Source organism: Agrobacterium sp. RC10-4-1, from assembly GCF_014138475.1.
Taxonomy (GTDB): domain Bacteria; phylum Pseudomonadota; class Alphaproteobacteria; order Rhizobiales; family Rhizobiaceae; genus Agrobacterium; species Agrobacterium pusense.
This window is the reverse complement of record NZ_JACJIT010000002.1, coordinates 227,395-240,864: the sequence shown is the minus strand read 5'-3', so window position 1 is coordinate 240,864 and position 13,470 is coordinate 227,395. Positions and strand designations below refer to the sequence as shown.

Annotated in this window: 11 protein-coding genes; 6 read left to right on the top strand and 5 right to left on the bottom strand. The window is 60.0% G+C overall.

What is annotated here, in order from left to right; all coding sequences use genetic code 11:
- The first annotated feature begins 147 nt into the window (after window positions 1-147).
- Window positions 148-1,131, top strand: coding sequence for a polysaccharide deacetylase family protein (locus FHW77_RS05515; RefSeq protein ID WP_004443077.1), 984 nt, complete (start codon window positions 148-150; stop codon window positions 1,129-1,131).
- A gap of 47 nt (window positions 1,132-1,178) precedes the next feature.
- Here FHW77_RS05515 and sbmA read toward each other — a convergent pair whose 3' ends face one another.
- The 4 genes from sbmA to FHW77_RS05495 form a co-directional block, all read right to left on the bottom strand.
- A complete protein-coding gene (gene sbmA, locus FHW77_RS05510; RefSeq protein ID WP_034498745.1) occupies window positions 1,179-2,456 on the bottom strand; it encodes a peptide antibiotic transporter SbmA in 1,278 nt (425 codons plus the stop codon).
- A 185-nt stretch (window positions 2,457-2,641) separates the two neighbouring features.
- The gene (locus FHW77_RS05505) at window positions 2,642-3,832 is read right to left on the bottom strand and encodes an MFS transporter (RefSeq protein WP_004443081.1); all 1,191 of its coding nucleotides are present in this window, start codon (window positions 3,830-3,832) and stop codon (window positions 2,642-2,644) included.
- A gap of 263 nt (window positions 3,833-4,095) precedes the next feature.
- Window positions 4,096-4,848 (bottom strand): type I methionyl aminopeptidase, encoded by a 753-nt coding sequence (map, locus tag FHW77_RS05500; protein WP_004443083.1) that lies wholly within the window; start codon window positions 4,846-4,848, stop codon window positions 4,096-4,098.
- A gap of 51 nt (window positions 4,849-4,899) precedes the next feature.
- On the bottom strand, window positions 4,900-5,964 hold the full coding sequence (locus FHW77_RS05495; RefSeq protein WP_004443085.1) for an LLM class flavin-dependent oxidoreductase: 1,065 nt from the start codon (window positions 5,962-5,964) through the stop codon (window positions 4,900-4,902).
- Window positions 5,965-6,169: 205 nt separating this feature from the next.
- On the opposite strand from FHW77_RS05495, the gene FHW77_RS05490 reads away from it, so the two are divergent.
- The 5 genes from FHW77_RS05490 (at window position 6,170) to FHW77_RS05470 (ending at window position 13,102) form a co-directional block, all read left to right on the top strand.
- Entirely contained in the window at window positions 6,170-6,946 is a 777-nt protein-coding gene (locus tag FHW77_RS05490) for a 3-hydroxybutyrate dehydrogenase (RefSeq protein WP_004443086.1), read from the top strand.
- Between the two features lie 127 nt (window positions 6,947-7,073).
- Window positions 7,074-8,543 (top strand): xanthine dehydrogenase small subunit, encoded by a 1,470-nt coding sequence (gene xdhA / locus FHW77_RS05485; protein ID WP_004443088.1) that lies wholly within the window; start codon window positions 7,074-7,076, stop codon window positions 8,541-8,543.
- 2 nt (window positions 8,544-8,545) lie between these two features.
- Window positions 8,546-10,885, top strand: coding sequence for a xanthine dehydrogenase molybdopterin binding subunit (gene xdhB, locus FHW77_RS05480; protein ID WP_004443090.1), 2,340 nt, complete (start codon window positions 8,546-8,548; stop codon window positions 10,883-10,885).
- Window positions 10,886-11,080: 195 nt separating this feature from the next.
- Window positions 11,081-11,935 (top strand): xanthine dehydrogenase accessory protein XdhC, encoded by an 855-nt coding sequence (gene xdhC / locus FHW77_RS05475; RefSeq protein ID WP_004443092.1) that lies wholly within the window; start codon window positions 11,081-11,083, stop codon window positions 11,933-11,935.
- A 237-nt stretch (window positions 11,936-12,172) separates the two neighbouring features.
- On the top strand, window positions 12,173-13,102 hold the full coding sequence (locus FHW77_RS05470) for a LysR substrate-binding domain-containing protein (protein WP_004443095.1): 930 nt from the start codon (window positions 12,173-12,175) through the stop codon (window positions 13,100-13,102).
- Here FHW77_RS05470 and FHW77_RS05465 read toward each other — a convergent pair.
- Complete coding sequence (locus tag FHW77_RS05465) at window positions 13,078-13,416, bottom strand: hypothetical protein (protein ID WP_006699610.1); 339 nt, start codon at window positions 13,414-13,416, stop codon at window positions 13,078-13,080. The two genes, FHW77_RS05470 and FHW77_RS05465, sit on opposite strands and share 25 nt — an antisense overlap.
- Window positions 13,417-13,470 lie beyond the last annotated feature (54 nt).

The following is a 13,470-nucleotide window of genomic DNA, read 5'->3' as shown; positions in this document are numbered from 1 at the left end:
AACACGGCCCCCGGAGTGGAACGAAGCGGCTCAATCACCGCAGTCAAGAACAGGAATTAGGCTGAAAGTCATGAAAACGCCAGACTATTCAAAGCTTCGCCTTATTCCACCCGCAAAAGGCCACGGTGTTCATATGACGGAAGACTGATGTTTCGCCCCTTTGCCGCCTTTTCCCTGTCGCTTCTCGCCGCCCTTCCCGCTTTTGCGCAAGAGGTGCAGAAGCCGAAGCAGCTTGTCATCGTTTCCTTCGACGGTGCGGGCGACAATACCCTGTGGGAAAGAAGCCGGACGACGGCGAAAGAAGTCGGGGCGCATTTCACCTATTTTCTCGCCTGTACGCTGGTGATGGATCGCAGGACCAGCGCCAAGACCTATCAGGGACCGGGCCAGAAGGCCGGCCGCTCCAATGTCGGCTTCGGCCAGTCGCCGGATGAGGTGGAGGCAAGGCTTAGAAACATCTGGGCCGCCTATCGCGAAGGCCACGAGATCGCCAACCACACCTGCGGCCATTTCGACGGCGGGCAATGGACCGCCGAACAGTGGGACGGCGAATTCACCACCTTCACCAGCACGCTGGAAAACGCCTGGCAGATGATCGGCAAGAAGGGCGAGGAGCCCGAAGGCTGGCGCGACATGGTCAAAAAGATCAATGGTTTCCGTGCACCCTATCTGTCGCAGGGTCCGGCGCTGACCGCCGCGCAGAAAAAGCACGGCTTCGTTTACGACGCCACCAGCATCACCAAGGGACCGGAATGGCCAGTGGAGCGGGAAGGCATCCTGCATTTTGGCCTGCCGCTGATACCCGAAGGCCCGGGCAACCGCCCGATCATTGCCATGGATTACAACCTCTTCATCCGCCACTCCGTCGGAGTCGAAACGCCCGATCGCTCGAGCGAGTTCGAAGAGCGCGCCTACACTGCCTTCCGCAACGCTTTCGACAGGCAGTACAATGGCGAACGCATTCCCCTGCAGATGGGCTTTCACTTCGTGAAAATGAATGGCGGCGCCTATTGGAACGCCTATGAAAGGCTGCTGCGCGAGGTTTGCCACAAGACCGATGTCACCTGTGTGAGCTATGCTGAATCCATGCCGATGATCGAGGCGCGCAAGAAGCTGAAGACCGAGGGCTGAAACCTCTTCATGAAAAAAAGGCGGCCGATTGGCCGCCTTTTTGTTTGTCACGGACGGTTGGCCGCCAGTTCACCTTCCTCTGCCTCGCGGCGCAGGTAACGCTCGTCGATATCCGGAAGCGGCTTGTCGTCGATCGCAGCTTCGAAGGCGACGAGGCGTTTGTGGATGGACAGCAGCTCAATGATCGTCGACCAGTAGTTCACCAGATACTGAAAGGAGTTGCTGACCTCGCCGAAGGCCGTCGCAATCTGCTGCCAGATACCCATGGTGATGCGTCCGGCAACGAATGTCGGGATCAGGATGAAGTTCAGGAAGATGGCGTCAAGCTGGCCGTAGGAGTAACGCGCCACGTTGAAATAGAGATAGTGCCAGTACATACGGAAATAGTTCTTACGCACATTGGCGAACAGTTCCCGCACCGTGACGGGATCGGCGCGGTCGGCATGGTCTTCGCCATAGACTAGTTCCTTACGGTAGGCCGCTTCCACGCGCTGGTTGCGGAAGTTAAGCCCGGGCAGCTTGATACCAGCAAGCGCAAGCAGCGCGGTACCGAAAATCGACCAGACGATCGCCAGCCAGAAAAGCGCATGTGGAATGGCGCCGATGACAGGCAGGTCGCCCACATGTTCGGACATGCGGAACAGAAGCGGCAGGAAGACCACCAGCGTCATCACCGAATTGATAAGCGTCACACCCAGCCCTTCGAGAATATTGGCAAACCGCATCGTATCCTCCTGGATACGCTGGGATGCACCCTCGATGTGCCGAAGCTTGTCCCATTTCGACATGTAGTAGTTGTTCATGGCGGTGCGCCAGCGGAATACATAGTGGTTGGTGAAGAAGGCGGTCACGACGTTCATCACCACCCCGACGGCGCCGATCTCAAGGAACTTGAGCTGATAATCGTAGAACTGCGCGGCGGTCACGTCGCCCTGCTTTGCAAGCGCGTTCTGTAGAAGATCGAAGAACGGGCCGCGCCAGTTGTTCAGCGCCACCGAAACCTGCACCGCAAAATAGGCGATGAAGATGATGAATGCCGAGCCCCAGATGGACCATGCGGTCCATGGGTGATCCTTGGCGATGATCTGCCATGTAACACCGAATATGGCGACGAAGATCGTGAAATAGAGATAGAACCAAAGATTGTCAGGCGAGAAGAAATAAGCAAGCCCGATCGGCGCGGTCTGTCCGGGCGCCAGTGGCGGCAGGCCGATGGCCGCACCGATCTGCGGGCCGACACTGTACCAGACAACGATACACACGATTGTCCACAGCGCGGCCGACGTGAAGAACAATTTCGGTTTGGGAAAGAAGGAATGAAACACGTTTCGAACTCACGCGCGTTTGAAATCAGCCATTATTGGCGAAGCACTAGATTGCCCGAACCTAGGGCAGAAATTTGTGCACAGCAACGGCGAAGCGCTGACCTTAACAAGATGTAAGGCAGAGTCCGTGGACGATACCCAGCGGAAACGCAGGATGAAAGGGGAAGAGACGGCGGCCCGCGGCCTTAACCACGCCGCTCCGTGGCGAGCACCGGCAGCATCAGCAGAATGCTGACGATGAGCACGGCGGAGGCGAGAACGCTGGGCGCGGTAAAACTTCCCGTCGCCTCGGCAATCCAGCCGGCGGCAAGCGGCCCGACGATCTGGCCCGTCCCGAAAGCGGCTGTCATCAGCGCAAAGGCGCGACGCGGGCTCGGACCCGCAAATTCCCGGCCGAGCTGTAGCCCGTAAGCGGTGATGACCATGAAGGTCAGCCCCAGGAGCAGACCGCCCATGAGCACACCGGACACGGGCGGCAGCATCACGGAGGCGAAGACGCCGACGGCTTCCACGGCAAGAACGATCACGAAAGCACGTTTCAGCCCCTGCGCCCTCAATAGCGGCTTCCAGAGGAACAAGGATACCGCAGCGGCGCAGCCGGTGATGAACCAGGCGAGGAACTCCACGAAAACACCGGCTGCTGCCATGCGCGCTATCGCCACGATGAAGGTGGCTGTGATGACATAACCGAAGCCAAAAAGACCGTAGGCCAACGTCGTCAGGAAAAGCGGTCGTGTCCAGCTGAGCGGCGGTTCCGTCACCGCGGAAGCATGCCGCGGCGGGCCTGCCGGCAATATCCTGAAGACGAGCATAAAGGTCAGGAAGGAGAAGACGGCGCCGGCGATCCATTCCTCCCGCCACGAGGCGCCACCCCCATCGAACACGACACCGATGAGATAGACCGCAAGCGAGGAGATTGCGATCCCCGCGCCAACGCCACCATAATGCAACGCCTGGATATTGTCCCTGCCGGCCTTGACGGCATGGCCGATAACGATCTGCGAGGTGAAGATCATGGTCAGCGCACTGGCTATTCCGGCAAGAAACCGGATGACTGTGAAAGCGGCGACGGAATTGAAAGCCGCCATCGCCAACAAAAGCGCTCCGGTTGCAAACAGGCCGCTCAGCGCCACCAGCCTTTCCCGTCCCGAGCCCCATGAATAGGCGGCGAGAACCGCACCCGCCAGATAACCGGCAAAGTTACCAGCCGCCACGATCCCCGCATCCCCCGCAGACAGGGGCACGTTCGCCATCATGCCGGGCAGGATCGGCGTAAAGGAAAAACGGCCGAAGCCCATGGCGGAGGCCATCATCAGGGCACCGGCGAAACCGAGCGCTGTCAGATGTCTGGCGGAAAGTGGCTTGTCGATGCTCATGCATGGCTTATCGCAACGGGGAGGATAAGGGACAAGCGAGTTATTTTGATCGGCGTTATAAGCGGTCGTTATCGGTCAAGCGGTGAGCATCGAGGGTGCCACTTATTTCCTCTCCCCGCCGGGGAGAAGGTGGCTCGAAGGGTCGGATGAGGGGGCCAGGTTGCCCCCTCATCCCGCTGCCGCGAATTTCTCCCCTCGGGGAGAAGAAACAATCGGCACGCGCCCGCTCCGGCAGCGAAAACAAGGCGGCAAAGGAGGCGTCGTCAGTCCGCGAGCGTCAGCACCAGCGGCCCGTTCTTGGTCGCGACCACGGTGTGTTCATATTGCACCGTCGGCGCGCTCGGATCGCTATAGAGCGTCCACGGATCATCATCGCCGTCTTCCGCCCAGTAAGCCCCCGTCGAAAGAAATGGCTCGACAGTGAAGACCATGCCTTCCTGCATGATGCGCCGCTCATCCTTGTCCGGCCAGGTCGCCAGTTCCTTCGGCTCCTCGTGCAGCGAACGGCCAATGCCATGGCTCGCCAGATTGGTGATCAGCGTGTAGCGGTTTTTCTTGGCGAAAGCGCCGATGGCGTTACCGATATCGGCAAAGGGACGGCCGGTCTTGACCTGCTGCAGGCCTGTCCACATGGCGCGCTTGCCATCGCGGCACAGCCGCTCGATTTCCTTTTTGACCGGCGGCACGGCGAAAGACGAACCCGTGTCGCCGAAAAAACCGTTTTTCACGGCCGAGACATCGATATTGACGAGGTCGCCCGCCTTGATAATGCGCGCTCCCGGAATGCCGTGGGCCACTTCCTCGTTGACGCTGATGCAGGTCGCACCGGGAAACTTGTAGCAGAACTCCGGCGCCGATTCCGCATCGTTATCCTCGAGCACCTTGCGGCCGATGGCATCCAGTTCGGCCGTGGTGATGCCCGGTTCCAGCGCATCCGCCATGGTCTGCATGGCAACGGCGCATATGCGGCCGATATCCTTCAGCATGACCAGTTCTTCGTCGGTGGAGATAACCATATGTCTTTCCGTCATTGTGAATGGCGGGTCTCGTGGCGCCCGCCTTGGTAATCATGAGGCCGTGGCTTTCACCGGATCGGCGCTCCCCGTCAATTCTTTTCTGACGATCGGAGCGACTTTCGTACCATAAAGCTCGATGCCGCGCATGATCTGATCATGTGGCATCAGGCCGATGGCCATCTGCAGCAGGAAGCGATCATTCCTGAATACCCCATGCGCCTTGATGATCTTTTCTGCCACCAGCTCCGGCTCGCCGAGAAAAAGATTGCCTTCCGGGCCACGCGCTGCATCGAAATGGGCGCGGTTGGTCGGCCCCCAGCCGCGCTCGCGGCCGATGCGGTTCATCACCTCCGCCTGCGGACCGTAAAACTGATCGGCCGCCTTGTCGGTGGTATCGGCAATGAAGCCATGCACGTTGATGCTGGTGCGCAGTGTCGTCTTGTCCTGACCGGCCCGCCGGGCAGCCTCGTGGTAGAGATCGAAGAGCGGCGCGAACCGGCGATATTCGCCCCCGATAATGGCGAGCGCTACCGGCAGCCCCATGGCGCCGGCGCGGGCGACCGATTGCGGCGTGCCGCCAACGGCGATCCAGACAGGCAGACGTTCCTGCAGCGGTCGCGGATAAACGCCCCGACCGTTGATGGCCGGGTGCTTGGTGCCCGACCAGGTGACGATTTCCTGTTCGCGCAGCGCCAGCAGCAGATCGAGCTTTTCGGCAAACAGCACGTCGTAATCTTCCAGATCATAACCGAACAGCGGATAGGATTCGATGAAGGAGCCGCGCCCCGCCATGATCTCGGCACGGCCGTTCGACAGGAGATCGACGGTGGAAAACTGCTGGAACACGCGAACGGGATCATCCGAACTCAGCACCGAAACGGCGCTCGTCAGACGTATGTTCTTCGTCTTCACCGCCGCCGCAGCAAGCACGGTGGAGGGCGAGGACACAACATAGTCCGGGCGGTGATGTTCGCCGAGCCCGAACACATCGAGACCTACCTGGTCGGCAAGTTCGATTTCCTCCAGAAGCTCCCTGAGCCGGCGCGCGCCTTCCGGCCCCCGGCCATCGGCGGGGTTCGGGTTGACATCCGCGAAAGTGTAAAGACCGAGTTCCATGAACATACCTCTGTTTGCCTGTCCGAGAGATAGGGACTGAGGCCCCCGCAGACAAACGCATAATATGGAAGTTTAGCTTCGAAAAAATGGATGGGCGCCGCCGGATCCGTGTCCTGTGACCCCGGACAGAAATGGCGATTGCCAGCCTGCCTTCTTGGGCATACGCTGGTTAAATATGTGCGAAGTAATGCAAAAAGGGGAAAGCATGCATCGGACAGTTATCGTGACAGGCTCCACGAGCGGCATCGGCCTTGCCATTGCCCAGAGATTTGCAAGGGAGGGCGCAAATGTCGTGCTGAACGGTTTCGGCGACGAGGACGAGATCGAAAAACTCCGTCTGGTGCTGGAAGCCGAAAGCGGCGGGCGCGTGCTTTACCATCCCGCAGACATGACGAAACCGGACGAGATCGCCGATCTCATCCAGTCGTCGCACGATAAGCTCGGCTCGGTCGACGTGCTCATCAACAATGCCGGCATCCAGCATATCGCGCCCATCGAGGAGTTTCCGACGGAAAAATGGGACTGGATCATCGCCATCAATCTGACCAGTTCCTTCCATACCATGCGCGCCGCGATACCGCTGATGAAGAAGGCTGGCAAAGGCCGCATCATCAACATTTCCTCGGCCCATGGCCTCGTCGCCTCGCCGTTCAAATCGGCCTATGTGGCCGCAAAACACGGCATCATGGGCCTGACGAAAACGGCGGCGCTGGAGCTTGCGCAGACCGGGGTGACCGTCAACGCCATCTGTCCCGGTTATGTGCTCACCCCGCTGGTGGAAAAACAGATACCTGAGATGGCCAAGGTGCGTGGCATCAGCGAAGAGGCGGTGAAGAACGACGTGATGCTGGAATTGCAGGCGACGAAGCAATTCGTCACCGTCGATGATGTCGCGACCGCGGCCATATTCCTGGCCAGCGACGCCGCCAGCAACATCACCGGCACGCATATTTCCGTCGACGGTGGATGGACGGCACAATAATCGCCAAATTTTCTTTCCGTTATGGAAAGAATGAATTGCCAAAACGGAAATCGATATGCCTGCCGGGGCGTGCATAGATGAACAACAAGAAACCGGCTCGGCGGCCGGACAAAAAGCAAGGCATTGCATGAACGACGCGATCAGCTTCATCCTCAACAGCGAAACGATCTCGCTTAGGGATTTCGGACCGACAGACACGCTTCTCGATTACCTCCGCATCAGCAAGCGGTTGACCGGGACCAAGGAAGGCTGCGCGGAAGGCGACTGCGGCGCGTGCACGGTGCTGGTCGGGCGGCTGCTGGACGGTTCGCTGCGTTATGAAAGCGTCAATGCCTGCATCCGTTTTCTGGGCTCGCTGCACGGCACCCATATCGTGACAGTGGAGCATCTGGCAGCCCGCGACGGCACGTTGCATCCCGTGCAGCAGGCCATGGTGGATTTCCACGGCTCGCAATGCGGCTTTTGCACGCCGGGCTTCATCATGTCGCTTTACGGCCTGTGGCTGACCAGCGAAAACCCAGGCCGCGCCGATATCGAGAAGGCGCTGCAAGGCAATCTCTGTCGGTGCACGGGTTACGAGCCGATCGTGAAGGCCGCCGAAAAAATCGCTGCCGCCCGCCCGAGCGCCCTGTTCGACCCGCTGCAACGGGACCGCACCGATATCATGGCACGGCTTTGGGCGATCCGCGAAAACGAGACTATCACGATCGTCAGCGGCGAAGACCGCACCATAATTCCGGCAACGCTTGCTGATCTTACCGAAATCTACGCCGCGGAGCCGAAAGCAACCATCGTTGCCGGCTCAACCGATGTCGGCCTGTGGGTGACGAAGCAGATGCGGGCGCTGAACCCTGTCATTTTCATCAACAATCTCGGCGACCTGCAGACCATCACGGTGGGGGAAGACGGTATCACGCTCGGCGCGGGCGTCACCTACAGCCAGGCCTTCAAGACCATCGCAGAGCATTTCCCGCCGCTTGCCCGGTTGTTCGATCGTCTCGGCGGCGAGCAGGTGCGCAACATGGGCACCATCGGCGGCAACATCGCCAATGGCTCGCCTATCGGAGATACACCGCCGGCGCTGATCGCGCTTAACGCGACGCTGACCCTGCGTTCTTCCTCGGGAAACCGCAGCCTGCCGCTGGAAAGCTATTTCGTCGATTACGGCAAACAGGACCGGCTGAGCGGCGAATTCGTCGAAAAGCTCTTGATTCCGTTCCAGAAGCCGGAAAGCCACTATGCCGTCTACAAAATTTCCAAACGCCGCGACGAGGATATTTCCGCGCTGTGCGGAGCGTTCAATCTGACGCTTGATGCTGAGGGCGCAGTCGAAGACATCCGCATCGCCTTCGGCGGCATGGCCGGTACGCCGAAACGCGCTGCACATCTGGAGGCGGCGCTTCTCGGTAAAGCCTGGTCACAGGAAACAATCGATGCCGCGCGCGATGCGCTGGACGAGGATTTCACACCGCTGACCGACTGGCGTGCGACCGCCGAATATCGGCAATTGACGGCCAAGAATTTGTTGACACGGTTTTTCCTCGAGACATCAGGGGAAAAGCAGGAACTTGCCCGCTTCTCGCTGGAGGAGGCGTGATCATGGACACCACAAGCTTCGACAAGACCAAGACCGAAATCGACGGCCCGATGCACACCTCACTCCGGCACGATTCCGCCCACAAGCACGTGACGGGCAGCGCCGAATATATCGACGATATTCCCGAACCCGCGGGCCTCATCCACGGCGCGCTGGGCATGGCGGACCGTGCCCACGCGGAAATTGTGTCGATGGACCTCTCGGAGGTCGAGGCAACACCGGGCGTGCTTTGGGTGATGACAGGCAAGGACGTGCCAGGCGAAAACGATGTCTCCTCGGGCGGCCGTCACGACGAACCGCTGCTGGCCGAAACCAAGGTCGAATTCCACGGCCAGCCGATCTTCGCGGTCTTCGCCGAGACGCGCGATATTGCTCGCAAGGCCGCCCGGAAAGCAAAGATCACCTATAAGGATCTGCCGCATTTCACCGACATCGATACAGCGATTGAAAATGGCGGCGCGCTCGTCATCGATCCGATGACGCTGAAGCGTGGCGATGCGAAGCTGGAAATGGATGTCGCGCCACGCCGCCTCACCGGCACGATGCGGATCGGCGGACAGGAGCATTTTTATCTCGAAGGTCACATCGCCATGGCCGTGCCGGGAGAGGATGACGAGGTGACGGTGTGGAGTTCCACCCAGCATCCGAGCGAAATCCAGCACATCGTCAGCCACATCCTGCAGGTGCCATCCAATGCCGTCACCGTGCAGGTGCGCCGCATGGGCGGCGGCTTCGGTGGCAAGGAAACGCAGGGCAACCAGTTCGCCGCTCTCTGCGCCATCGCCGCCAAGAAGCTGAACCGGGCTGTGAAAATCCGGCCCGACCGCGACGAGGACATGACGGCGACAGGCAAACGCCACGATTTCCGCGTCGATTACGAGCTGGGCTTCGATGATGAGGGCCGCATCCACGCCGTCGATGCCACCTATGCCGCCCGCTGCGGTTTTTCTTCCGATCTGTCCGGCCCGGTCACGGACCGCGCGCTGTTCCATGCGGATTCCAGCTATTTCTATCCGCATGTGCACCTCACCTCGCGGCCGCTGAAAACCCACACCGTCTCCAACACCGCCTTTCGCGGTTTCGGCGGCCCGCAGGGCATGCTGGGGGCGGAACGTTTTATCGAAGAAATCGCCTATGCCGTCGGCAAGGACCCACTCGATATCCGCAAGCTGAATTTCTACGGCGAGACCGGTTCAGGCCGCACCACGACGCCCTATCATCAGGAAGTCGAGGACAACATCATCGCCCGCGTCGTCGAGGAGCTGGAAGCATCCAGCGAATACCGCGCGCGCAGGCAGGCCATTGTCGAGTTCAACAAGACCAGCCCGATCATCCGCAAGGGCATCGCGCTGACCCCTGTCAAATTCGGCATCTCCTTCACCATGACCGCCTTCAACCAGGCCGGCGCGCTGGTGCATATCTATAATGACGGCTCCATCCATCTGAACCATGGCGGCACCGAAATGGGCCAGGGCCTCTACACCAAGGTGGCGCAGGTGGTGGCCGATGCCTTCCAGGTGGATATCAACAGGGTGAAGATAACAGCCACCACCACAGGCAAGGTGCCGAACACCTCAGCCACCGCCGCCTCGTCAGGCACCGACCTTAACGGCATGGCCGCTTATGACGCCGCCCGCCAGATCCGCGAGCGGCTGATCAAATTCGCTGCCGAAAACTGGAACGTGCCGGAAGAGGAAGTCGTCTTCCTGCCGAACCGGGTACGGATCGGCCTCGAAGAAATCGCCTTCAACGACTTCATCAAAAAGGCCTATTTCGCCCGCGTGCAGCTTTCCGCCGCCGGTTTTTACAAGACGCCGAAAATCCACTGGGATCGCGCCGCGGGACGCGGCACGCCGTTTTATTATTTCGCCTATGGCGCGGCGTGCTCGGAAGTATCGATCGATACGCTGACCGGCGAATATCTGATGGAACGTACCGATATCCTCCACGATGTCGGCAAGTCGCTCAACCCGGCCATCGATATCGGCCAGATCGAGGGCGCCTTCGTGCAGGGCATGGGCTGGCTGACCACGGAGGAATTGTGGTGGGACGGCAAGGGGCGGCTGCGCACCCACGCGCCTTCCACCTACAAGATCCCGCTCGCCTCCGACCGGCCGAAGAGCTTCAACGTCAGGCTGGCGGAATGGTCGGAAAATGCCGAACCCACCATTGGCCGCTCCAAGGCCGTGGGCGAACCGCCCTTCATGCTGGCCATCTCGGTTCTCGAAGCCCTCTCCATGGCCGTCGCTTCCGTGGCAGATTACAAAGTCTGCCCACGCCTCGACGCGCCAGCGACGCCGGAGCGGGTGCTGATGGCGGTGGAACGGTTGAAGAAGGTTTGAGGGAGGACGTACCCATGCGGCCGAGCCCCCTCATCCGTCCCTTCGGGCCACCTTCTCCCCGTCGGGGAGAAGAAAGATGCCGCATCGCCTCACCCTTCCTGCAAGCACGTAAGATGGACGGAGCCAGTTCTCCGGGTTTCTTCTCCCCGCCGGGGAGAAGGTGGCGCGCAGCGCCGGATGAGGGGGCCAGCCCCAATGCCTGACGCCTCCCTCTCCACTTTCCTCCCCCGCTACACCTCCACAATCCTCGTGGAAATCGAAGCCGTGAAAGGCTCGTCACCGCGCGAGGCCGGCACCTTCATGCTGGTCAGCCAGGAGGCCATCTGGGAAACCATCGGCGGCGGCCAGTTCGAATATATGGCCATAGACCATGCCCGCGCCATGCTGCGCAGCGGTGTTGCCGAAGACCGCATGGATATCCCGCTCGGCCCCGAAATCGGCCAATGCTGCGGCGGGCGCACGCTCCTGCGCTTTCGGCTGGTCACGGCGGATATTGCCGCCGCGCTCGAGGCAAGGCAAAAGGGCGAAGCTGAGCAGCAGCCCGCCGTTTTCATTTTTGGTGCCGGCCACGTGGGCAAGGCGCTGGCTGAGGCCCTGTCGCTGCTGCCCCTGACCCTGACCGTGATCGAAACACGCGAAAACGAGCTGCGCGATCTTCCGTCGGCAGCGGCGTCCATACTCACCCCCATGCCGGAAGCATTCGTTCGGAAAATCCCGGCAAATGGGGCCGCGGTCATCGTCACCCACGATCATGCACTCGATTTCATGATCGCGAAGGAGGCGCTCGCCCGCAACGATCTCGCCTATGTCGGCATGATCGGCTCGAAGACCAAACGCGCTACCTTTGCCCATTGGCTGGAGCGGGAAGACGAGCCGCCTTCCCGCCTTGCGAAACTCACCCTGCCCATCGGCGGCAGCAGCGTCAGGGACAAGCGTCCCGCCGTTATAGCGGCCCTTGTGGCAGCCGAGTTGCTTCAAGCATTTTCCGCTGCCGAAACCCGCCGCAGCGGTAATCAATACGGCCATCCTCAAGGCCTAGATCTCGCTTGAGCGCGTCCGGCAGGCTTTCATCCGCCAGATTGTCGGGTTGGAGGCTCTCTAGGATAAACCTTTCCGCTGTCCGCAGGCCCGCGCGCAGGCGGGACAACGCGCGCAAGAGTGCTGTGCGCATGTTCGTCTCCGTTCAAAAATGTCAGAAGCTCAGTTGATGAATTGCGCTAAAAATGCTCTGATTTCCGAATAAAAACCAATGAAACCTTCGGCAATTGGCATAAAGAGAACTTATCCATGAAAATGTCACGCCAGTTCCCCCTGAATGCCCTGCGGGTGTTCGAAGCCGCCGCAAGACACAAGAGCTTCACCAAGGCCGGCGAGGAATTGGGCATGACGCAGACGGCAGTCAGCTATCAGGTGAAACTGCTGGAGGAGAATATCGGAGAGCCGCTCTTCATAAGAAGGGCGCGGCAAGTCTCGCTGACCGAGGCTGGAGAAAAATTAGCGCCGAAAGTTGCGGAAGCCTTTAATACCTTAAAGGAGGCTGTCGATAGCGTGCGCGACACGCCCGACGCAACGCTGACAATCCACTCAACCGCCACCTTTGCGTCGCGCTGGCTTTCTCGGCATCTGGGCGCTTTCCAGCTTGAACATCCCTCAATCGCGGTGCGGCTTGATACATCGAGCTCACTGATCGATTTTTCCCAATCAGACTGCGATGTCGCCATTCGCTGGAGCAAAGATAACGGTAAAGGGCTGATCTACCATCAACTGCTGCGCGGCGTTTATACGCCGATGCTGCACCCAAGTCTTGCTGACAGCATCGGCGGATTGCACAAACCGGAAGATCTGCTGCGCCTGCGCATCATTGATCCCGGCGATATCTGGTGGAGCCAGTGGTTTCAGGAAGTGGGCGTTGAAAATCCCGGTCTCGACCGTTATCCCCGCAGCCGTCTCAATGTGCAGGCCTTCGAGGCCGCAGCGGCGATCGCCAGCCAGGGCGTCGCAATGCTCACCCCGGAACTCTATGCCGATGAGATTGCGCTCGGCCGCCTTTATCAACCCTTCGAGCATCTTAGCAGCGAGGGCAAGAACTACTGGCTGGTCTACCCCGAAAACCGCCGGAACATTCGCAAGATAAGGCTGTTCCGCGACTGGATTTTGAAGCGGATCGAGGAAAGCCGGCCGCAGCAGCAGCCTCAATACCCCATATCCGGCGCATAAAAGCACCGCGGCGTATCCTCATCCGGAAACAGACAGAGGTGGTACTCGCCGTCTTCGGATCGACGCGCCTGACTCTGGGACCAGTTGAAAACGTGACGTCGCGTGACCATGCGGTGATCGCCGGGCGCAAGCGAGACCTCGTAACCATCAGACGTCACCCGAACGCTGCGCGTCGGGATCATCTGGCAGTCGCCGGTTTCGGCATCGCCGTTGCAGCAGTAGCTTTCATATTTGAATCCCTTGTGGGATTCATGGGCAAGCGCGGTGGCGCTGAATGCAAAAAGCAGAAAAAGAACCGTCAGAACAAGGCGCATCGGCACGGTCTCCGTTGAGAACAACGGCGGCAGCCGGAAGATCATTGCGTCCCT